Source organism: Trinickia sp. NRRL B-1857 (assembly GCF_050470685.1).
Classification (GTDB): domain Bacteria; phylum Pseudomonadota; class Gammaproteobacteria; order Burkholderiales; family Burkholderiaceae; genus Trinickia.
The window spans coordinates 2,125,105-2,145,046 of sequence record NZ_JBFLUK010000011.1; the positions used below are offsets into that span (position 1 = coordinate 2,125,105).

At 60.6% G+C, this 19,942-nt stretch carries 20 protein-coding genes and 1 pseudogene; 8 read left to right on the top strand and 13 right to left on the bottom strand.

Going from position 1 to position 19,942, the window contains the following annotated elements; translation table 11 throughout:
- Window positions 1-41 precede the first annotated feature (41 nt).
- A complete protein-coding gene (locus AB1286_RS29770; protein ID WP_430366783.1) occupies window positions 42-1,073 on the top strand; it encodes a hypothetical protein in 1,032 nt (343 codons plus the stop codon).
- A 73-nt stretch (window positions 1,074-1,146) separates the two neighbouring features.
- Here the strand turns inward: AB1286_RS29770 and AB1286_RS29775 are convergent, their stop codons facing one another.
- Together AB1286_RS29775 and AB1286_RS29780 are read right to left on the bottom strand one after the other, a co-directional pair.
- Window positions 1,147-2,184 carry a lactonase family protein gene (locus AB1286_RS29775; RefSeq protein ID WP_430367359.1) on the bottom strand — a complete coding sequence of 346 codons (1,038 nt, stop codon included), beginning with the start codon at window positions 2,182-2,184 and terminating at the stop codon, window positions 1,147-1,149.
- A 103-nt stretch (window positions 2,185-2,287) separates the two neighbouring features.
- Complete coding sequence (locus tag AB1286_RS29780; RefSeq protein ID WP_430366784.1) at window positions 2,288-3,865, bottom strand: methyl-accepting chemotaxis protein; 1,578 nt, start codon at window positions 3,863-3,865, stop codon at window positions 2,288-2,290.
- Window positions 3,866-4,124: 259 nt separating this feature from the next.
- On the opposite strand from AB1286_RS29780, the gene AB1286_RS29785 reads away from it, so the two are divergent.
- The 6 genes from AB1286_RS29785 (at window position 4,125) to AB1286_RS29810 (ending at window position 10,876) form a co-directional block, all read left to right on the top strand.
- On the top strand, window positions 4,125-5,471 hold the full coding sequence (locus tag AB1286_RS29785; protein ID WP_430366785.1) for an MFS transporter: 1,347 nt from the start codon (window positions 4,125-4,127) through the stop codon (window positions 5,469-5,471).
- Between the two features lie 139 nt (window positions 5,472-5,610).
- A complete protein-coding gene (locus tag AB1286_RS29790; protein ID WP_430367360.1) occupies window positions 5,611-6,921 on the top strand; it encodes a glycoside hydrolase family 28 protein in 1,311 nt (436 codons plus the stop codon).
- Between the two features lie 458 nt (window positions 6,922-7,379).
- Window positions 7,380-7,724 (top strand): helix-turn-helix domain-containing protein, encoded by a 345-nt coding sequence (locus tag AB1286_RS29795; RefSeq protein WP_430366786.1) that lies wholly within the window; start codon window positions 7,380-7,382, stop codon window positions 7,722-7,724.
- 149 nt (window positions 7,725-7,873) lie between these two features.
- Entirely contained in the window at window positions 7,874-9,037 is a 1,164-nt protein-coding gene (locus AB1286_RS29800) for a type II toxin-antitoxin system HipA family toxin (protein ID WP_430366787.1), read from the top strand.
- Window positions 9,038-9,531: 494 nt separating this feature from the next.
- Window positions 9,532-9,972 carry a DUF6088 family protein gene (locus tag AB1286_RS29805; RefSeq protein ID WP_430366788.1) on the top strand — a complete coding sequence of 147 codons (441 nt, stop codon included), beginning with the start codon at window positions 9,532-9,534 and terminating at the stop codon, window positions 9,970-9,972.
- Entirely contained in the window at window positions 9,920-10,876 is a 957-nt protein-coding gene (locus tag AB1286_RS29810) for a nucleotidyl transferase AbiEii/AbiGii toxin family protein (RefSeq protein WP_430366789.1), read from the top strand. The genes AB1286_RS29805 and AB1286_RS29810 overlap by 53 nt, the downstream gene beginning before the upstream one ends.
- Window positions 10,877-11,045: 169 nt before the next feature.
- Here the strand turns inward: AB1286_RS29810 and AB1286_RS29815 are convergent.
- Window positions 11,046-12,190: pseudogene (locus AB1286_RS29815) on the bottom strand (IS3 family transposase); the annotation flags it as partial.
- A gap of 538 nt (window positions 12,191-12,728) precedes the next feature.
- On the opposite strand from AB1286_RS29815, the gene AB1286_RS29820 reads away from it, so the two are divergent.
- Complete coding sequence (locus tag AB1286_RS29820) at window positions 12,729-13,022, top strand: hypothetical protein (RefSeq protein WP_430366790.1); 294 nt, start codon at window positions 12,729-12,731, stop codon at window positions 13,020-13,022.
- On the opposite strand, the gene AB1286_RS29825 is transcribed toward AB1286_RS29820, so the two are convergent.
- The 10 genes from AB1286_RS29825 to AB1286_RS29870 are packed head-to-tail and all read right to left on the bottom strand — an operon-like array spanning window position 13,019 to window position 19,881.
- The gene (locus AB1286_RS29825; protein WP_430366791.1) at window positions 13,019-13,762 is read right to left on the bottom strand and encodes a lipase family protein; all 744 of its coding nucleotides are present in this window, start codon (window positions 13,760-13,762) and stop codon (window positions 13,019-13,021) included. The two genes, AB1286_RS29820 and AB1286_RS29825, sit on opposite strands and share 4 nt — an antisense overlap.
- Entirely contained in the window at window positions 13,759-14,133 is a 375-nt protein-coding gene (locus AB1286_RS29830) for a hypothetical protein (RefSeq protein WP_430366792.1), read from the bottom strand. The genes AB1286_RS29825 and AB1286_RS29830 overlap by 4 nt, the downstream gene beginning before the upstream one ends.
- Window positions 14,130-14,609, bottom strand: coding sequence for a hypothetical protein (locus AB1286_RS29835; RefSeq protein WP_430366793.1), 480 nt, complete (start codon window positions 14,607-14,609; stop codon window positions 14,130-14,132). The genes AB1286_RS29830 and AB1286_RS29835 overlap by 4 nt, the downstream gene beginning before the upstream one ends.
- Window positions 14,610-14,664: 55 nt before the next feature.
- Entirely contained in the window at window positions 14,665-14,877 is a 213-nt protein-coding gene (locus AB1286_RS29840) for a hypothetical protein (RefSeq protein WP_430366794.1), read from the bottom strand.
- Entirely contained in the window at window positions 14,874-15,422 is a 549-nt protein-coding gene (locus tag AB1286_RS29845; protein ID WP_430366795.1) for a hypothetical protein, read from the bottom strand. Before AB1286_RS29845 ends, AB1286_RS29840 begins: the two co-directional genes overlap by 4 nt.
- A gap of 55 nt (window positions 15,423-15,477) precedes the next feature.
- Window positions 15,478-15,945 (bottom strand): glycoside hydrolase family protein, encoded by a 468-nt coding sequence (locus tag AB1286_RS29850; RefSeq protein WP_430366796.1) that lies wholly within the window; start codon window positions 15,943-15,945, stop codon window positions 15,478-15,480.
- A complete protein-coding gene (locus AB1286_RS29855; protein ID WP_430366797.1) occupies window positions 15,926-16,366 on the bottom strand; it encodes a DUF1003 domain-containing protein in 441 nt (146 codons plus the stop codon). Before AB1286_RS29855 ends, AB1286_RS29850 begins: the two co-directional genes overlap by 20 nt.
- Window positions 16,363-16,695, bottom strand: a complete 333-nt coding sequence (locus AB1286_RS29860; protein ID WP_430366798.1) for a hypothetical protein — start codon at window positions 16,693-16,695, stop codon at window positions 16,363-16,365. The genes AB1286_RS29855 and AB1286_RS29860 overlap by 4 nt, the downstream gene beginning before the upstream one ends.
- A 15-nt stretch (window positions 16,696-16,710) precedes the next feature.
- On the bottom strand, window positions 16,711-17,682 hold the full coding sequence (locus AB1286_RS29865) for a hypothetical protein (protein WP_430366799.1): 972 nt from the start codon (window positions 17,680-17,682) through the stop codon (window positions 16,711-16,713).
- A 9-nt stretch (window positions 17,683-17,691) separates the two neighbouring features.
- Window positions 17,692-19,881, bottom strand: a complete 2,190-nt coding sequence (locus AB1286_RS29870) for a hypothetical protein (protein WP_430366800.1) — start codon at window positions 19,879-19,881, stop codon at window positions 17,692-17,694.
- Between the last annotated feature and the right edge of the window lie 61 nt (window positions 19,882-19,942).

Here is a 19,942-nt window from a genome sequence, read left to right on the forward strand (position 1 = left end):
CAACGGCCCCCTGCGCTCGCTACCCTCTCGTTTTTCCAACCATGACCTTGAACCAACGCTGGCACCTCGAATGGCACCACGGCTCGCTTGCCGTTTACGCGACGGGCGGCATGCTCGGTAATGTCGAGTTCAAACATGCAGGCCGTCTAGTGCGGCCGTTCTACGAAGTACCATGGCTAGCCGATGCAGAGGCCGCCGGGGCGCAGGGATTGGTTGCGCACATGCGCAGCGAGTTTCCCTGCGTGCCGTTCGGCGTGCCTTATCGGGCAAACCAGGTCGACGAGGCATGGCATGCAGCGCTGACGACTTCGGCTGCCCAGTACGATCCTGCAATGGACGCCAGCGACGATCTACTCCACGGCTATGGCGCGATCGGCGAGTGGACCCTCGTCTCGCAAAGCGCCAGCGAGATCCGCATCGCCATCGACTATCCTACGTCGTCGGCGATTTCCCGACTCACTCGCGTGATCCGAGCGGATCTTGCCGCGCCCGCGATCGATTTCGAATTGCATATCGAGGCGCGGCGCACAAGCGCCCGCCCGCTGGGGCTGCATCCGAACATCGCATTGCCGTCGTTGACCGGCGCGTTGCGCATCGATCCGGGCGCATTCGCTTTCGGCATGGTCCATCCGGGCGGCCCGGAGCCGGGCGTTTCGCGCGCACGTGCCGGTGCGCAATTTTCACGGCTCGATAACGTGCCGCTCGGGGCCGGCGGGCATGCGGCCTTCGATCGGCTCCCGCTCGCAGACGACACGGAAGAAATCCTTCAACTTTGCGGCATGGACGGTAGCGTGACGATGATCGACGAGGTGGCGGACGTAGCGTACCGGCTCACCTGGGACGCGGCTGTGCTGCCGTCGCTGCTGCTGTGGATCAGCAACCGTGGGCGCCGATATGCTCCATGGAACGGCCGCAATCTGTGCGTCGGCGTGGAGCCTATCGCCGGTGCGTTCGAGTTGGGCTGCCAGGCCTCTCTTGCCGCGAATCCGATCAACGCACAAGGTGTGGCAACGGCGGTTACGCTCGATCCTGAAGCCCCAGTTACGTTAGCGTATCGGTTCGAGGTCTGCTGATTTTTGCGCTTGTCCGTTCCTCGCTGGAACGGACCCTAACGTACGGTACTAACCGCGGGGGCGGGTCATGCCGCTAATCGCTCGCCCCATCGAACTGCACGACCTCCACCCAGTTCGCCCCCTTGCCCACCGGATACTGGCCGATTCGCTCAAGCGCACCCGTGTGTGCATCGATGCGGTAGGCGCTCAACGTCGCCGATCGTTGACCGACGGCGAACAAGTAGCGTCCGGAGGGCGCGATGCCGAAGCCGCGAGGCTGCTGCTCCGTGACATACGTATTGAGACGGACGAGCTCGCCCGTGACCCTGTTCACACGATAGACGCCCAACGTGCTCGACGTGCGCTCCGACGTATAGAGGAAACGGCCGTCCGGCGTGAGGTGCAAATCGGCACCCCAGGGCTTGTCTCCCGAGAAGTCGGGCGGCAAGATCGAGATTGTCTGAACCGGCTTGACGGTTTGGCCGGCCCCATGGAGCGCGAGCACATGCAGCTTTCCGTCCAATTCGTCGATGAGGTAAGCGAAACGCCGATCCGGCGAGAACACGAAGTGGCGCGGGCCCGAGCCCTTCGGCAAAGAGTAGGCCGGCATCGGATCCTCGGTCAGTGTCCCGGTCCGGCTGTCGAACTTCAACCGCAACCACACGTCGGCCCCAAGCACCGAGGCGAACGCATAACGGTTGTCCGTCGAAGTACGGATGGCGTGCGCCATCGGACCTGTCTTTACCGTTTGGAGCACGTCGCCCACAACACCGTTGCGATCGATCCGATTCACGGCCAGCAGATTGCCGCCGTACGATGCACTCAAAAGATAACGCCCAGTCTCGTCGACGGAGAGATAGGCCATGCTCTGCGCGAGCGGCGAACGGGCGAGTTCGGTCAGTTTGCCGTCGAGCGGGTTGATCGCAAAGGTCACTGCACTGTACGGTTCCGAGCGCAACGCCGCGTACAGCTTGTGGTGATCGGGCGATAGCGCCATCGGCATGACGGTGCCCCCTACCGGCACCGTCTCGACCGCGGTGAGTGCGCCGCTTTGGGCATCGGCGCGAAACACCGAGATATCGCGGCTGTCCGCATTGGAGACATAGACGTAAGTCGCCGCATGGACGGCCATTGAGGCAGCGAGCCCCAACACGCCACCGATAAGATGGCGCAAGTTCCCCGTTGTATTCAACACATCGTTCTCCAATCGTTGTCGTTGTAGATCTTCAGATCGTTCAGGCCGGTGCGCCCACACACGCGTTGGCGCCGACACGAAACACGGAAACCGCATCCCGCATCGATTGCGCTTGATGTTCGAGCGCACTCGCCGCGGCGGCCGCCTGCTCCACGAGCGCAGCGTTTTGCTGCGTGACCGTATCCATTTGACCGACGGCGATGCCCACCTGCTCGATGCCCGCTCTTTGCTCGGCGGTGGCCGTCGTGATCTCGCCCATGATCTTCGCGACATTGCCGACCGCATCGACGATCTCACCCATGGCCTCACCCGCTTGAGCGACGAACGCATTGCCGTTGCGGACATCATCGATGGAGCTGCCGATCAACGCTTTGATTTCTCGTGCGGCGCTCGCGCTGCGCTGTGCGAGCGTGCGTACCTCGCCGGCCACCACCGCAAAACCGCGACCTTGCTCGCCCGCGCGCGCGGATTCCACCGCGGCGTTCAGCGCAAGAATGTTCGTCTGAAACGCGATGCTGTCGATCATCCCCGTGATTTCAGCGATCTTTCGCGAGCTGGCGCTGATCTCTTTCATCGTCTGGACCGCACGGTTCACGACCTCGCCGCCGCGTCGGGCGCGCTCGGCCGCATCCGATGCCAACGTGCTGGCCTGCGAGGCGTTCGCGGCGTTTTGCTTCACCGTGGAAGTCAGCTCTTCCATACTGGCCGCCGTCTCCTCCAGCGAGGCGGACTGTTGCTCCGTGCGGCTCGATAGATCGAGATTGCCCGCCGCGATCTCGCGTGCAGCAACATGGATGGCGTCGCAACTGTCGCGCACGCCGGCCACCGTGCGGGACAAGCCGGCCTGCATGCGACGCATGGCGGCGAACAGCAATCCGATCTCGTTGCGTCCCGCAGGCGGAACATCCACGGTCAGATCGTTCGATGCGATACGGTCGAGTACGGTGCAAGCGTCGGCAAGCGGCCGCGAAACCGTGCGCTGTAGGACGAAATACGTACCCGCGACGAGCGCGAGAGCCAGTAGCACACCGGCACCCACTAGGCCCACCATCCATCGATAGCGCACGTTGCCTTGCCTCAGCGCCGCTTCGGAGAGCTCGTTCGCAAGCCGCTGGAATCTCTCTACTTTCGTCGAATACTCAGCGCCGGCGGCCGTGATATCGCGATCGTTGATTGCGACATAAGCACTGACATCGCCGTTGCGCAACGCGTCCGTTGCGCGCGCGAGCGTCGCGGCAAGGCTCGTCGACGACTCAATGAGCTGACGCTTCAACGCTTCGTCCATGCCCTCGAAGCCGGGCGCGTTTTGCAGCGCCTGCGTATCGCGTGCCGCGAGCTCGAACGTCTTGCCGGCGCTTTGGAGCGCCGAATCGCGCGTGGCCGTATCGTTGCGCTCTTTGAGCGCGCTATAAGCGCGCACCAGCGCCGAACGCGTACGCGTCGTCTCCTTGTATCCATCGTTCACGAGAATCGTCTCGCGAGCGATTTCGTGCAGGCGCTGCCCGTTGGCATTCGCCTGTCCCAGTGCAAGCACCCCTGCGATGCCGCCGATCGCGATCATCGCACCGAAAAGAATCAGTACCCCAAGCAGGCTCCCCCGCACCGTCATGTTGCGCATCGATTTGTCGTCCGAATCTTGTGTGTCACGTAATGAACGCGCAGTCCCTGCTAGTCTAAGTTGTCTAACAATGGCGCTATCGTCCGTTGTCGGGTGCGAGTTGAGGAATCCACGTTTACCCTGGATTTCGGCACAAACCAACGAATCGACATTGATTCCATGCCTCACGGACTATAGGATCCGATCTTACAAATTTACGTGATGTCAGGCAACAACGCACATCCCGGAACCGCGATTCGTCTAATACAGGTCCGTCAACATGTCTTTGAGCCGTACCGCAGCCCCGGCAGAAGTCGCGAGGCGAACGAAGGTCCGCTACTTCATCCTCGCGTTGATTTTCGTTATCACGACGCTCAATTACGCCGATCGGGCGACGCTGTCGGTCACCGGTTCGGCCATCCGGGCGCAGTTCGGTCTCGACGCTATCCGCATGGGGTACATCTTCTCGGCCTTCAGTTGGGCGTATGTACTCGCGCAGGTGCCGGCCGGCTGGTTACTCGACCGTTTCGGCGCGCGCCGCGTCTATGCAGGAAGTATCGTGTTGTGGTCGATCTTCACGTTGTTGCAAAGCGCGATAGGCTTGCTCGGCAGCGTGGGCGCCGCGATAGCCGCGCTCTTTGTGCTGCGTTTCGCCATGGGTGCGGCCGAGGCACCGGCGTTCCCGGCCAACGCAAAGGTGGTCGCCATGTGGTTTCCGGCCCACGAGCGCGGGACGGCGTCGGCGTTCTTCAATTCGGCGCAGTATTTCGCGGCAGTAGTGTTCACGCCGCTGATGGCATGGATCACCCACGTCTACGGATGGCATCGGGTGTACGTCGTTATGGGCGTGGGCGGTCTCGTAATCGGGTGTGTTTGGTTGAAGGCCATGATGAATCCGGCCGATCATCCGCGCGTGAATCGCGAGGAGCTCGAACACATCGTGCAAGGCGGCGGGCTCGCGGGGAGCCACTGGCCGGCGACGCCCGCCGCACGCAAGGGGGCGAGTTGGGCTGTCGTTCGCCAGTTGCTTGGTAACCGGATGTTGCTCGGCGTCTATCTCGCTCAGTACTGCATCAACGTGCTGACGTACTTCTTCCTCACCTGGTTTCCGCTCTACCTCGTGCAGGCTCGGCACATGACGATCCTACAGGCCGGTCTCATTGCTTCGCTGCCGGCCGTTTGCGGATTTTTAGGCGGCGTCTTAGGCGGCGTGGCGTCGGACGCGTTGATCCGCGCCGGCCGTTCTTTGACGGTGGCTCGCAAGGTCCCGATCGTCGGCGGCATGATGCTGTCGTCGTGCATCATCGGCTGCAACTACGTGAACAGCGACTGGATCGTCGTCGCGCTCATGTCCATCGCGTTTTTCGGCAAGGGATTGGGCGCGCTAGGCTGGGCCGTGATTGCCGATACCGCGCCGAAGGAGGCCATCGGTTTGTCGGGCTCCCTGTTCAATATGTTCGGCAACATCGCGGGCATCGTCACGCCCATCGTGATCGGTTACCTCGTGGCAACGCAAGGCTCGTTCAACGGTGCGCTGGCCTTTGTCGGCATCAATGCGATCGTGACCGTGTTCAGCTATCTCGTGATCGTCAAGAACATCGAGCGCGTCGAGTTGCGGCCCGCTTGATCCATCCGAAACCGCGAAATGCATTGGAGAGTTGTGCGCTGTGTAGATTCCCTCTCTACTACGAAAGGAGATGCTGATGAAAACAAAAAGAACCATCGTGATCGCACTCGAGACGGGTTTGTCGACCGCTCTTCTACTAATGTGCTCCTCGACCCATGCGGCCCCCTGCACCCCTCAATGGAGTTCGTCGTCGACCCAAAACACCGCAAACCTCCAAGCGGCGATCAATCAGTGCACGGGGTCCGCTAGCAGCCCTGGCCTGGTTGATCTCACCGCGAACAACGGCGTATCGACGGCGGTCATCACGAGCGTGAACCTGGCGAGCAATATCGTCCTCAAGCTCGAGAAGGGATTCACGTTAAAGGGATCGCCGTCGCAACCGTCGGATAGCGCGATGCTCGCCGGCAGCAAGGTCTCCAATGTGACCATTACCGGCTCCGGCGCGATCGACGGCGATGGACAGGCCTACTGGCCGAGTGCGGTGGGCAAGAGCAATACGGCCCGCCCGAAACTGATTGCCATTACCGGCTCGAACATTCAGGTCGGCGCCAACTTCACGGATACGGGCAAGCCGCAATCGATTGTGGCATTCCCCACCGCATCGAACGACACCGGCAACGCATTGATCATTCGTAATTCGCCGAAGGAACAACTCGTTATCGAATCGGGCTCGAAGAACGTGACGATCGACGGCGTCTGGATCTATGCGAACCCAAATCGCAATTCGAGCGGCAAGAATCTCGCGCCGAATACGGACGCTATCGACATCATCGGCACGAACGTCGCAACGATCAAAAATTGCTTGCTCGATACCGGCGATGACGACATCGCGATTAAATCCAATGCCGGCCAAGCGGCGACTACCGGCGTCAACATTAGCAACTGCGTGGTCGGCGGCGGTCACGGCATCTCGATCGGCGGCCAGGAAGCGGCCGGACATACACTTGGCGATCCAGGCGTCTCGCAGGTGACGGTCGAGAACGTTCAGTTCAGCGGTACGGACTACGGTTATCGAATCAAGACCGATCAAACGGCAAAAGACAGCGGCGCCACGAACGGCGTCATCTATCGCAATACGTGCATGATCGGCGTTCAAGAGCCGTTCCTGTTCACGTATACCTATACCTCGGGCACGGGTGGAAATCTGCCGCTGATCGCGAACGTCAGCATCGATAATGTAATCGCGACGGGCGCAGGTACGCAGGGCGAAATCATCGGCCTGCCGAATAGCTTGCTGGGCGTGCCGGCATCGGGCAACACCGGGATCGCCATCACGAACAGCAGCATCATCGGCGGATCGACGTTTTCCGTCACCAACGGCGAGTTGCAAGTCGGCCGTCACAGCAGCGTGAAATCGTCTCTAGGGACCAATGGCGTGGTCGTACCGGTCAACGACTCGGGTGCGAGTTGGGCATGCCCGAGCTCGATAAGGATACCGGCGCAAATCTGAGTAGCGCTGGGTTCTGGCTGAGGGGTGGCCAGCGAGTTGTTTAACGGCCTCGGACCGCAGGGATGCGATGGGTTCGAAAAATATGCTCGCTAGCCCGCCTCGGCCCTCGACGGGTGCAGTCGTCACCGAATGCCCCAACCGGACCCTCTGGACCTTACCGGAACTCTTCGGATGGTGGGCCGAGTGGGATTCGAACCCACGGCGCCCCTTTAGGAGACGGTTTATGAGTCTGCCCACCTCCTTGCTCCCCGGCTGGTTCATGCGCGTCGGCGCCAGTCGCTACATGCATCCATAAGCAGCCATTTATGGATGTATATATGGGATAAACATCCATATATGTTCGATTAATTTTCTAGCAAGTTGACAGCTGCCCCTGACCTGCGGGAGAATGCTGCGGATTCCCGATAGGATCTGATAGCAGTCGAATAAGTGACCTTATCGCGTTTTAGAGGTCAAATATGTCTGGTAAAAGTTCGACCGAATCGCTCCCAGCCCCGGTTACGCGCGCCGTGCAAAAGCTCGGTGCGGACCTGGCATTGGCGCGTCGCCGCCGCCGTCTAACTCAAGCATCGATGGCCGAACGGCTGCGCGTATCCGAGGCCACCGTGCGTCGGATGGAGCGCGGCGACTCCGGGATCTCGCTTGGGACTATCGTTCAAGCGTTCTTCGTTCTAGGAGAGCTCGATAAAATCACCCGATTGCTCGACACGGCGTCCGACGACATCGGCCTTTCGCTCATGAACGAGCAACTGCCTCAGCGCGTGCGAAAGAAGCGAATCAAGCCGGATTCGGGAGCCTTATGAGCAAATCGGCGGCAAAACAAACCGTCAAGGTAGCCCTAGGCGAGGCCGGACGATCCGTCGGCACCCTTACCTACAGCAAAGACGGCGGACGCGAATTCACCGCGTTTGCTTACGACACCGCTTGGCTAGCGGCGGCGGACCGCTTCGAGTTGTCGCCCGATCTCGCGCTCGTCGAGGGACACCAGTTCCGCAAGGCACCCTCAAAGGAAGATTCGATTTTTCACTTCGCGTTCGCGGACACCGAACCTGATGGCTGGGGCTGCCGCGTGATCGCGCGCGACCACGCGAAGCGGCGCAAAGCGGCTCATACCGCTGGCAACCCCGCGTCTAGCGCCGCGCTGACCGAGATGGATTACCTGCTCGGCGTCGACGACAGAAGCCGTATCGGCGCGCTCCGTCTACTCGACGCATCGGGCAACTTCTTGCGTGCCGGCGAGGACGGATGTCGCGGGACACCGCCGCTACTTGAACTCGCGCAGCTACTCAGCGCTACCCGTGCGGTGGAGATGAACAAGGAAACGGAAGCCGACCTGAAATACCTGCGAGGCCGCGGTACGTCGCTAGGCGGGATGCGACCCAAGTGCACGATACTCGATCAGGACGGACACTTAGCCATCGGCAAGTTCCCGAGCGTCAAGGACGATCGCAGCGTCACACGCGGTGAAGTGCTGGCCCTCCACCTGGCCGCCGCTGCCGGCATCACAGTCGCCGATTCAAGGATTGTTATGTCGGACGACGTTCCGGTCGCGGTCGTGCGCCGATTCGACCGTGCGAAGGGCGGCGGACGCATTCCGTACCTCTCCGCAGGCTCAATGCTGCAAGCGTCGCGAGCCGACGATCACGCCTATACCCAGATCGCCGACGTCATTAAAACGCGTTGCGCGAACCCGGCAAGCGACCTAGAGGAACTATGGCGTCGACTCGCATTCAACCTGCTCATCACGAACGTTGACGATCACGTCCAGAATCACGGCTTTCTGCATGTGGAGCATGGCCAATGGCGCCTCGCGCCAGCCTTCGACATCAACCCCTTTCCAGACAAGGACCCGGAACTCAAGCTATGGCTCACCGCCGACTCGGGGCCGGTTGATTCGATCAAGGACATTGTGCGCACGGCCTCTTACTTCTGGCTGTCCGAGGCCGATGCCATGCGCGTACTCACCGAAGTATGTACGGCGATTCTCAACTGGAAAGCAATTGCGAAATCAGCGCCGGTCGGCATGTCGAACGACGACTTGGATGCCTTTGCGCCGGCGTTGGAAAATGAGCAGATGAGGATTGCAATGAGGTTGTTGGCAAACAAATCTCAATAGCCGAACGAGATGGCTCCCCCGCCCGGGAAGCACGCGTGCGTTGTCGACACGTTCTAGAACTTCCTAGGGCCCTTCAGTTGGTGGCCGGGTGGGATTCACATTCAGGTCGAGCAGGCCCGCCCCGCGGGTAGCTTCGGATTCGATTACGCGCGGTTACCCCCAAATCTACCCCCCAAGGGGAACCGGAACAAAATGGAACAAGTTGGCCTATTCGTGGCGCATGCGGCTCGTCGACACCTAATTGTCCAGATCGCGAACTCACGGCCCACATTTTCAGGACAGCCTCCGTCTGCCGGTCAACCCGGGTGGGGGTGCGTGCTCATGCACCCTGTGCCGCCTGTAGCGTCTCGCCCTCATCTTTTGACGGCCGTGGAGCAGGCGAAGACGTCCACAAAGGCTATACTGGATCAGCTTGGCCGGTGAGCGTCGCGTGACGTATTTTCATCGTAGAATCAATCGGTTAGAATTGCGATTGATGTTTGACGGAGGTCGTCATGACCCTACGAGACAAATTGAGAAAGGCGCTCGGCCGGAAAAGGACAAATGTCTTCCTGCGGGCCGATTTCTTGGACTTGGGCAGCGAGGCCCAACTGAGCCGTGCGCTGCGCGATCTGGTCGATGAAGGCGCAGTGGTTAAAATCGGGGTAGGCGTCTACGCCAAGGCGAAGCGCAGCGTGTTGAGCGGGAAGCCGATCCCGGTCGAGCCGGTCGAGTTCCTGGCACCAGAAGCACTGAAAAAGCTTGGCGTGAAAGTATATCCACGTCGTCAGACTGCCGAATATAACGCGGGCACGACGACGCAGATCGCCGCCGGCGTGGTAATCAATACCGGGAATCGGCGCATCTCGCGCAAGCTGGGCTTCGGACCAAAGACCATTGAATATGAGAACAATTACGACCGACCAACGGGAGTTGATCGACGCCCTACTCGCTGAAGAAGACGTCGACGGGCTGTCCGCAGCCATTCTCGAGAAGGACATTCATGTCACTGACGCTTTACGTGCGTTGTCGGCCATCTCTCACGAGCATGTCAACTTGGTCTTCTGTGGCGGGACGAGTCTCTCCAAAGCGCACGGCATCATTGAGCGCATGTCGGAGGATGTCGACCTCAAGATTGTGCTGTCTCCCGCGCACGGCCTCAGCGACAGCGCGTTAAAAAGGCACTTTTCCGCGTTGAAAGGGAAGGTGACCGCAACGCTGATGGAGCTGGCTTTCCAGGAGATTCCGGAAGAGGCTCGTGCCAGAAATGCCAACCGGTATTTCGCGAGCAGCTGGATGTATTCGTCGGTTTACGGGCCACATCAGAGCCTGCGCACCCACCTGAGTGTCGAGTTCACGGTACGCGCCCCCGTCTTCGAGATGTCCGAGCATCAGCTCGGCTATCTGATCGATCGACTGGCTGATCAGGCTGGCGAGCCCTTCGCCATGCAATGTGTTTCCGTAGAGGAGACACTGGCAGAAAAAGTCCTCTCGTTTCTGCGCCGCTTTGCCGAACACCGGGCAAAGGTGCGCGAGGACTGGGACAAAGCGTTGGTGCGCCATATCTACGACACCTGGCGCATCGTGGCTGTCGACCCCGGCGCCGCTGATCGGGCAGTCGCTCACTTCAAGGATCTCGTCGATTTTGATCGAATCGAGTTTCCGAAGCACAAGGCATTCGTCGACGATCCCGCAACATGCATGAAGACCGCGCTCGGCGAGATAGAGTCCGATGCCCAAACGATCGGCGAGTATACCGACAAGCTCACCCCGTTGATTTATGGCCAGCACAAGCCACCCTTCAAGGAGGCATTCGGCGTATTCAAAGACGTTGCCAATAAGTTGCTTGGCACGCTCTGAAGTTGACCCGCTTCTACGGACGGATTTGCAGTAGCGATCGATATGTGATTTAACCTCCGTTAAGCGGTAAGTCGCGGGTTGTCCACGGACGGGCGGCGGGTCGCCTGTCACGACCACGACGACGCCCGGCGGTGGGCAACCCGCACGGGGACATGATTTCGTTTTTTGTGTGCTCGTCTTCGAACTCGAGCGGCGAGTGGTAGCCGATGCTGCTGTGCAGGCGGCGCAGGTTGTACCAGCCCTCGAGGAACCAGAACAAACGTCCTCGCGCCTGTTCGTGCGTATCGAAGTGCTCGCGCATAAGCAGTTCCGATTCGAGCGTGCCGAAGAAGGATTCGCACATCGCGTTGTCGTAACAGTCGCCAGCCGTACCCATCGAAGGCTGCACACAGGCTTCACGACAGCGCCGTCCGAAGGCAATCGACGTATATTGGCAGCCCTGATCGGAATGCAGAATGACCCCGCGAGCTCGACGTTGCGCGAGCGCCATATCGAGCGCACGCAGCATCAGTTCCGTGTACAGATGATTGGACATTGCCCAGCCTACGATGCGGCGGCTGAACACATCGAGCACGACGGCCAGATACAGGAATCCCTCGCCGGTTGGAATGTAGGTGGCGTCTGCAACCCACAGCACGTTCGGCGCTGCGGCGCTGAAGTGGCGACGCACCAGATCAGGGGCACGCCGTGCTCCCGCGCGTTGTCGCGTAGTGCATTTCCATTGCCTGCGACTAGCCCCGCACAGGCCGGCCAGACGCATGAGTCGCGCGACGCGCTTGCGCCCGACATGCACGCCTTCGCGTTTGAGCTGGGCATGGATACGCGGCGCGCCATAGGTGCCGCGCGAACTGGCGTGCAGCATGCGAATGCGCGAGAGCAACTGCGCATCGCTGCATGCCTGCCTCGAGGGTTCCCGCACGAGCCACGCGTAGTAGCCGCTGGTGGAGACTCGCAGCAGCCGCGCCATCGTGGCAATGGGCCAGCGGGCCCGGTTCGCTTTCATGAATCCGTACCCTTCGGCGGTACGGCCCCCGTCTCCCGAGCGAACCAGGCAGCCGCGTGAGAGAGTATGTCGCGCTCCATCTCGAGTTGGCGCACCTTACGACGCAGCCGCGCCAATTCCTGCCGCTCGGCCGTCGTCAGTCCGTCCTGGCGCACGCCCGAATCGCGATCGGCCTGCACGACCCAGTTGATGATGCTTTGCGCCGTCGGCTCGAACTCGCGCGCCAATTCCTCAGGCGTACGTCCCGCCTTCACCAACTCCACCATCTGCGCCCGGAACTCCGCCGGGTACGCCTTCCGATGCTTGCCCATAACGGCACCTCCTCTTCAAAAAGAATAGGTGTCCGTTTTCGCGGGTCAACTTCACTCTAGTCCGGTCTTGAACTGGCGAAAGAGCGAAGGCTGAAGCGGGTTCTCCGCTGTGCTACTGTGAGGCGGTGGCAAGTCGCCCCAGAAGACCGAGTGCCCTCTGGGCTTCCCTGGAACTTTTCAATTGGTGGGCCGGGTGCCCGTCACATTTTCGCCTCTGATGCTTGTTGGGCTTGGTTCGTTTGATTTTTTAAACTAACTGATGCCCCCTTGCATGCCCCCTTCTTATTTTTCTGGGATTCGGGAACCTAACCGACGGCATGAGGGCTCGTTCGACGTGAGGACGGCCATGAATTTCAGTCTTACCGTGACGCTACTTCTTTGCATCGCCGCGTTTTGCGTTGGCCTTTTGGTCCGCGCGCTGTGGGTTGCTCGACCGACGGCAGTCGATTCTACGCCCGCAGTAACCGACCGCAGCGACGAGCCGTACCCGCTGTGGTTTGAGTAGGCTCAGCCCTACGGCAATCAACGGAGGTGTGAGATGAGAACGAGCGAAGGGGCCCGCAGGATCGTGATTGTCATTCGAGCGATCGGCGTGCTGATCGTGGCGCTTGGCATCATCGGAATCGGAGATCAGGGGCCCGGCGGACATCTATTTCCGATCATGGTAATGACGGCTGTCTTCGCGGTGCCGTGCTTCGTCGTTGCGTGGATCGTTGACGGGTTCGCGTCGAGAGAGCAGAGGGAATTGGAGGCGATGCTTGCGCAGTGGCGCCGCAACTACGAAATGGGGCGCCGAGTGCTCGACGAGGGTCGGCGCGCCCCCGGCGCCTAAGCGGCTGGCTTGACGGCCGATGCGGCTATCGCGTCAACGCGCACTTGTACGCGTGACATATCGTGGTCGAGAGGATCGTCGCCTTCGGGCCATTGCGACGCGGGGATGATTGAGAACGTACCGCGGTCGTCTTTCAGCCAAACGTGCGGAACCCCGGGCCGCGCCTGCCAGCGCAGATCCTTCAACGGACCCTCCTTCCACGGCCAAGATGCCCATAGGTCGGCTCCGTTGACGACGCACACCATGTCGCTGAGAGCGACCGCGTGCGCAGCATAGAAGGCGGCGTCAGCGAACTTAGGCGCCTCGAAGCTATGCAATTGGCCGATCTGTGCCGCCGGCAGGAAGAGCGGCGTCAGATGGGTACGGCTGCCGCCGAGCGAGTGGCCCGCCACATGCACGACGTCGCCGGCCGGCACGACTTGAAGCACCCACTCCCACAGCTGTTGCATGCCCTCGTATACGCCCGCCGTGACGTTGCCACCGTCGACCGCGACCGCATCAAGCGACATGTCGGCCAGTACATCCATCACCTTGAAGGCGCTCGCCCGGGTGCCACTGATCGAAAGGTGCGTTTCGCCAGCCGGATCGACCGATAGGACGGCCTGATGCGAGCTATTAGCGTACTGGCCGATCCAGACATCGCCGAGCGCTTCGAACGCCGCTTTCGACCCCCTCTCGTCGATCACGTAGGCAGCGTTCGCGCGCGCCGCCGCCAGCGCCGCCGCTTGCCAGTCGATCATGGTTCGATCTCCGGCAGATCGACCGTTTGCCCTTTAAGACCGTGGGTACAGTCACCCAAAAGGATGATCTGCCCGGGCTGAGCACCGTTGCAGCCTATGAAGGAATGGCAGACATGTGGCTTGCCCGGCTTGCCATGCCCCTGCCACTCCGACCACGTGTTAAGCACGCTCGGGCCAAATACAGGTTTCTCGAAATCGCCGTTGAACGACCAATGGGGGTGGCCAGCTTGGTGAGGCGACTCGGCAGATTCGCCGGCCGGCCTCCAGTTCACCGGGAGGGTAGTCAGCCCGCAACCCTCGTCGTCACAAGGGCAGCGGTACTGAATCCCGTAAAACAGCCCGGCGCTGTCGCGGACGATCTTGGCCTTCATTGCGGGCTCGACGCGGCAACGGGAGCCGAGGCAGCAGCCGGCTCCGTCGGCAAGATCTGTGCGGCCACCTGATTGAGGATCGGCTGTGCGAGCGTCAGGCCGAGCAGGATGGCCGGCTGATTCGGCAGCATCGGAAGTGCGGAGACGAGGCCGATGAGCGCGGGAAACGCCGTGTTGTTGAGCGTCTGAAGGTCGGTCGCGTCGATCGTCGCGCCGGCCGCGCAGACCGCTTTGTTGATGGCGATGATGCCGGGATGGGCGACGTCTCCCGGAATCCCGTTCAGCAACTGTTGCTGGGTCGCGTTGAGCAGCGGCGACGCGGCCAGGACCTTCAGATCCGCATTGACGATCGGACAGAAATCGGTGACCAGTTGCTTGGGCGGGATGAGTTTGACCGGGCCGTTGGTAGCGCAGCCGGCGAACAAGGCAAAGCAAGCGGCCAGGGCTACCCCTGCCGCGATACGCAGCATCTTCATGGTGAGAACCTTCGGGAGTTGAGACTAGAGAGAAGCCGCGAACGCGGCGAATGGCTTACTGCTGAGCGACCGGCTTGGCGCCGAATCGCGCGTTGACGTAGCTCACCGCTGCATGCACTGCGGCACCCAGAAGCCCCGTGACGAGCACGGAGACGCTCTCGGGTACCGGCGCATGGGTGATCGCCGTGAGCGCCCAACTGACGGCCGGCTCGAGCGTGGCCGCGCTGATAGTGATGCCGCCCGTGGTGAGGCTATTCGCTTGGTTCATGCATGCTCCTGGTGAAGTGCTTTGAGCTCGTCAGGGGAGTAGACGAAGCCCGGGATGAGGAACGCCTGAACGTTCCAGACTGGATCGCTCTCCTCGTGTCGACCGTGGTCCTTGCCGCGGTGGTGAAGCTCGCAGAGCGGAAGCTGGTTGAAGACGGAATCGACGAACGTCTCCGGCTTGCAAGGGTCGAACGCCGACCAGTCGAAGCCCTGCGTGAGGCGAATCAAGTCCCACACGGGGTGCTTCTTCGGAATGGGCGCGATGCGCTGAAGCTTGTGCGAGAACATGACGTCGGTCTTGTTCGTCGCAACATCCTTGATCCACCGCCAATCGATCGCGTGGCTGTAGGCCCATTCGAAAAATCGGTGGTGTGACTCGACCTTCTCTTCGTCGCCGCAAATGGCGCACACGTAGCCGCCCTCGGCCTTCATTTCGTGCTTGCTGGCGCGAAAGATGGCGGACTCGGTGCGCGGTTCGTGACCGGGATAGAAGACGTCCTCGGTGAGAGTCCGATGCGTTTCGTGCGTGTCTTGTGCTGTGGTCATGGCCGTAAACGAAAAAAACCGGCGCGCGGCCGGACTTGTGTTGAAACGGAAAGTGTTAATCGGCAATTGGCTCATCGGGCATGACGCCAGTCTCCATTGCACGCGCGAGACGTTGCGCGCGAGCGCCAACCTGCCGCGCCCAAAGCGAAGAGCGCATGCCGTTCGCGGCTGCGGCATAGAACCCAAGCTTCATGTCCGTGAGGGTGTTGCGGAAGGTCAGGAGCTTGCCGATACCCATGTTGAACGCCATGTTTGCCAGCACGCGCGATCGCACGTCGTCGAGACTTCGCCACCACGGCAAGAAGTGATCGAGGCCCGCGCACGCTTTCGCAATGTCCTGGGCGAGTAGCTGATTGACCTGTGCATCTGTGAGCGGAAACGTCCACTCCGTCGGCAACGGTGCCGCATCCATGTTGTGGCCCGCACCGATCGTGCGTCTCGGCGGTTCCGCGGTATCCAAGTAGGGCAAATAGCGCACGTTCTCATCGCGGCGCAATTCCGCTTCAAGCAGCGTCAGATTCATCTTCGACCTCTTCGAGGATTTGCTCGAGCATCACACCTTGCGATTTGGCGAGCTTTTCGATGTTCGCCAAAGCCTTCTCGACCTGGCCGAGCAGATCGTTTGTTGCGCCGATGTGCTCGCCCTGCTGCTGGATGACGTGCTGCTGGGCTTGTAGTAGCCGCAGGATGGCGAGTTGCGTCTCTCGGCCGACTTCCTCCTGGCGGTTCTGCGAGATCATGATGACCGGCGCTTGGACGCCAGCCAGCCAGGAAAAGACCAAGTTAAGCAGGATGAACGGATAGGGATCGAAGGCCCGGCCGCCAAGGAGTGCATTGACCACACACCACGACGTAACGAAGATATTGAATGCGATCAGAAATGCCCAGCTTCCAATGTGTTTCGCTGCGAGATCCGCTGCGCGCTGACCGAGCGTGCCGTTCATTTCCAATGCTCGAAGATCATCACGGCGAGCGCGCCGAGACTACCAATGCCGGCCAGCGCGAACCAGACATTTGCACGTCGAGCCGTCGAATTGGCTGCGTGCTGCGGCACCGCGTTGATGGCGTCTTTTAGGACGCCATTGATCGCACCGTCAAAGTGCCCACGCAGCCCCATCATGTCGTCCTTGGTTGCTGTCATCGCCAAGCGCTCAAGGATCGCCTTCTCGCTTTCCTGCAAGCCCTTGATTGACTCGGCGTGTTCTTCTTTCGCCTGTTCGAGCAAGGCAATACGGATCGAGTGGTCTTCCACGGTCTTGTGCAGGTCGGTCATTGATACCCCACTCATTCAGTTCGTTCGTTGCGCGGCGATATAGCCGATCGCTGTGTTGGTCGACACCGCGAACGCAGCATTAACGACAAGGTAATAGGTCGTGTTCGTCGTAACTCGGATCGGCATCGGGTGAAGCGCACCGCCTACGGCTTGGCCGGCGCCCGCAGAGAACGGCAGTACGAATTCCGCAGCGACGCCCGTAAATGAGGCGCTTGTTGAATTGATGCCGCCAGCTACTGAACTTTGCGTAGTAGTGCCAGCGGGAATGGTTAGAACCTGTCCCCAGACGAGCCAATTGCCAGGCGTCAGCATGATTGATGTGACGTTGTACGTATTGCCGCTCGTCGTCAGTGACACCGGCGTGCTCGAATTCGTCGCGCAGCCTGTCGGCGAGCCCCCGTTCGTGACCTGTGCGCAAATCACCTCGCCGACGTTGCCCGCCGCTGCTGCCGTTCCGTTCGTCGGGCCAACGATTGCGGGCGTCGTTATCGTCGGCGACGTGGCAAGCACTGGCGCACCTGTGCCCGTCGTCGCCGTGACGGTGGCCGTGCCGCTTGAGAACACTGGGACGCCATTCGCCGAACTGTTATTCGCGCCCAGGCCCCCGCCCCATGTTCCAAGCGGAGTCGTCAGGCCAGTGAGCGACGTGATGTTCGCGTTGGCCCCGGCCGTGGCAATCCCGAGAGACGTCAATGATTGAAACGAAGGATATGCACTTGTGCCGTTCGACCCAAATACGTAACCCGAGGTACCAGGACTAATAAACCCGAGACCGGAGCCAGTCCCTACCGCTACGTCGTATTGTGTCGTGCCGGCGATCGCACCGGCGCCGACGCTTCCCCATACCGGCGCAGACGAAGCACCTATAGAGACGATCGCCTGTCCGCTGCTCGATCCAGTCGGATTGAGCAGTTGGATGGGTACGGTTGTCGCAGCAAATGCGACGGACGATGCGAGCGTGATAAGCGCGACGAGAATTCGTTTCATGTTGGTCCTCTAGATAGCCATCACCGCATCGATGGAGAACGATACGGGCGACCCGGCGCTATGGCTGATGTTGAAATGGCTTGCGTCGACGATGTTGATGGTCCAGCTACAGATCGTGCCGACCGATTGTGCGAAAACCTGGGCCGCGCCGCGCTTGTCGGCCAACGGCAACGCGAAGGTCGATCCCCCACCGCCGTTTGCTGCCGACACTGTCCCGTTGTAGGTGCATCTCATGATGCCTGGGCCCGTGCTCTGCAAGAGCCACAATTCCGATATGCCGTCCTGGCGCGCACTGTTGAATACGGCGTTGTCGTACTTGGTGACGCCCTGCGGGATGTTTGAAAAGGAAGTCGGGATGCTGATATAGGTGTTTCTGAAATACAGTGCGCCGCCGCCTGAGCTCAAGCCTCGGCCGTCGATCACCATATAGACCGTGTTCGTGCCTATGAGCGTGAAATCGGTGAGGCCGACGTTATAGACGATTTCGCCTGTCCAGTTCGCCTGCGTGAACAACTGCAACAGGTTTTGCGTGTTGCCGCTGCTGATGCAATTCCCGGAGAACTTGACGTTGTAGAGGTTGTACCCGCGCGCGGTATTATCGGGGCCGCCGGGACTTCCAGGGCTGCCGGAGAGATACTTATTGATCGATACGAATGCGCCGGTATAAGCACTTGTGTCCAAGTCGAAATCGATGTGGATGTCGTGCATGATCCCGCTGCGCGACGTGCTGTCGTATTGGATGAAGTTGATCGCGACCGCATTTCCCTGCGCCGATCCCCCATAGCACTTGTAATGGACCTTGATGTCGGAGGTCTCGTTGCGCATGTTCGGGTTCGTGTAGCACGAAACATCGACGTCATCGAAGCCCGTTCCGTTATTCGAATCGATCCAAGCCTCATGGTGTGAGACGTTGTACGGGAAGTAGCTGCGTCCACAATTGCGCGTGACGTACTTTCCCCAGAAATCGTCGCCGTTACCTTGGAAGTTCGCCGGATAGAAAGTGCCAGTGAAAGAACCGGTCATGCGGAAGCCCGACGCGCGCACGCTGCCATTGCCCGTCGGGTAGACGAGCAGCCCCCCAAGGCCGCCGGTTTGATCGACGTTTTCGAGATCGACGTTCGTCGTCTGCGTGCCAGCTCCGAGCGTCGTATTCACGGCGAAATGCACCACGCCCGAAACGGTCGGAATGTTCGAGGCTGCAACGAGCGTCGGATTGATGGCCTTGAAGCCGGTCACGCCGTTTAACCCGAAAATCCATGCGGTCCCGACGCTACTGCCGTTCGGATAGGTCGCATTGATGAGGCCGCCGGCCTCGTAGATGAATATGACGTTGCTGCAACCCGTGAGATCGAAAAGGGTCGAGCCGTTGGCCTCGGCAGACGTCGTGAACACCGCGTGCGGCTTAGAGATGATCGCGATGCCACCGCCCGCGGCGCGCATTGCAGCAGCCATGGCTTGCAGAGCGGCCGTATCGTCGGTTACGCCGTCACCCTTTGCGCCGAATTCTTCGGGAAGGTAGAACTTCTGAAAGAAGGTCGACAGAGCGATTCTGTTCGCCCCGATGCCCGAATTGAGAAACGAGAGCTTGCTGCTGTCGATGGCGGCGTTTGCTGCGACGGATGCGTCAGTGATGGTTCCTGCTGACGGTGTGCCCGTGGTGAGCGTCGTTCCGCCCTTGACATAGACCTTGATCGTACCATTCGGAATCGGCGCGTTGAAGGTAAGCGTGCGGCCATTCAGGGAGAACGAATCTGCGCCCTGCTCCGCGGCATCAAATGCCACCCAAATGTTCGCGGCGGTCCCGTAGTTCTGCGAAAGCGTGAGAGACGTCGTCGTTCCGGGCGTAAAATCGGCTCCCGTTTTGAATCCTGGATTTCCATCGCTGCCGAGCTCGTCGGTCATGTTTCCGACGGCAACGGGCGCGGGCGATGTGACCTGATCGACGGTCCAGATCGTGTTTCCGTTGGCGTCCTTGAGAACGAGCTTGTATGCCTGCGTGGGCGAAAGCCAGACTGGAGCCTCGCCTCGAGCGTTCAGGACGACAGGATTCGAATTCGACGTGCCGGCGGTCGAGTCCGTGTATGTGGTCGCGGGCGTCGTCGTGCCAGCCTGATAGGTGTAGAGTTGACCGCCGGCCAGCGGATTGTTGTTGTTGTCGTAGGCCCGGAACATCGGATCCGGTGCGAGCAATGCGCCCATCGGGTCACCTCAACAAAAAAGGCCCACTGGTCTGCGGGCCTGTAAACGAAAAAACCCGCCT

What these genes read in the sequence shown, in the direction of transcription:
- AB1286_RS29770 (WP_430366783.1), top strand. Translation starts at nt 42, where the DNA reads ATGACCTTGAACCAACGCTGGCACCTCGAATGGCACCACGGCTCGCTT.
- AB1286_RS29775 (WP_430367359.1), bottom strand. Translation starts at nt 2,184, where the DNA reads ATGGCCGTCCATGCGGCGACTTACGTCTATGTCTCCAATGCGGACAGC.
- AB1286_RS29780 (WP_430366784.1), bottom strand. Translation starts at nt 3,865, where the DNA reads ATGCGCAACATGACGGTGCGGGGGAGCCTGCTTGGGGTACTGATTCTT.
- AB1286_RS29785 (WP_430366785.1), top strand. Translation starts at nt 4,125, where the DNA reads ATGTCTTTGAGCCGTACCGCAGCCCCGGCAGAAGTCGCGAGGCGAACG.
- AB1286_RS29790 (WP_430367360.1), top strand. Translation starts at nt 5,611, where the DNA reads ATGTGCTCCTCGACCCATGCGGCCCCCTGCACCCCTCAATGGAGTTCG.
- AB1286_RS29795 (WP_430366786.1), top strand. Translation starts at nt 7,380, where the DNA reads ATGTCTGGTAAAAGTTCGACCGAATCGCTCCCAGCCCCGGTTACGCGC.
- AB1286_RS29805 (WP_430366788.1), top strand. Translation starts at nt 9,532, where the DNA reads ATGACCCTACGAGACAAATTGAGAAAGGCGCTCGGCCGGAAAAGGACA.
- AB1286_RS29810 (WP_430366789.1), top strand. Translation starts at nt 9,920, where the DNA reads ATGAGAACAATTACGACCGACCAACGGGAGTTGATCGACGCCCTACTC.
- AB1286_RS29820 (WP_430366790.1), top strand. Translation starts at nt 12,729, where the DNA reads ATGAGAACGAGCGAAGGGGCCCGCAGGATCGTGATTGTCATTCGAGCG.
- AB1286_RS29825 (WP_430366791.1), bottom strand. Translation starts at nt 13,762, where the DNA reads ATGATCGACTGGCAAGCGGCGGCGCTGGCGGCGGCGCGCGCGAACGCT.
- AB1286_RS29830 (WP_430366792.1), bottom strand. Translation starts at nt 14,133, where the DNA reads ATGAAGGCCAAGATCGTCCGCGACAGCGCCGGGCTGTTTTACGGGATT.
- AB1286_RS29835 (WP_430366793.1), bottom strand. Translation starts at nt 14,609, where the DNA reads ATGAAGATGCTGCGTATCGCGGCAGGGGTAGCCCTGGCCGCTTGCTTT.
- AB1286_RS29840 (WP_430366794.1), bottom strand. Translation starts at nt 14,877, where the DNA reads ATGAACCAAGCGAATAGCCTCACCACGGGCGGCATCACTATCAGCGCG.
- AB1286_RS29845 (WP_430366795.1), bottom strand. Translation starts at nt 15,422, where the DNA reads ATGACCACAGCACAAGACACGCACGAAACGCATCGGACTCTCACCGAG.
- AB1286_RS29850 (WP_430366796.1), bottom strand. Translation starts at nt 15,945, where the DNA reads ATGAATCTGACGCTGCTTGAAGCGGAATTGCGCCGCGATGAGAACGTG.
- AB1286_RS29855 (WP_430366797.1), bottom strand. Translation starts at nt 16,366, where the DNA reads ATGAACGGCACGCTCGGTCAGCGCGCAGCGGATCTCGCAGCGAAACAC.
- AB1286_RS29860 (WP_430366798.1), bottom strand. Translation starts at nt 16,695, where the DNA reads ATGACCGACCTGCACAAGACCGTGGAAGACCACTCGATCCGTATTGCC.
- AB1286_RS29865 (WP_430366799.1), bottom strand. Translation starts at nt 17,682, where the DNA reads ATGAAACGAATTCTCGTCGCGCTTATCACGCTCGCATCGTCCGTCGCA.
- AB1286_RS29870 (WP_430366800.1), bottom strand. Translation starts at nt 19,881, where the DNA reads ATGGGCGCATTGCTCGCACCGGATCCGATGTTCCGGGCCTACGACAAC.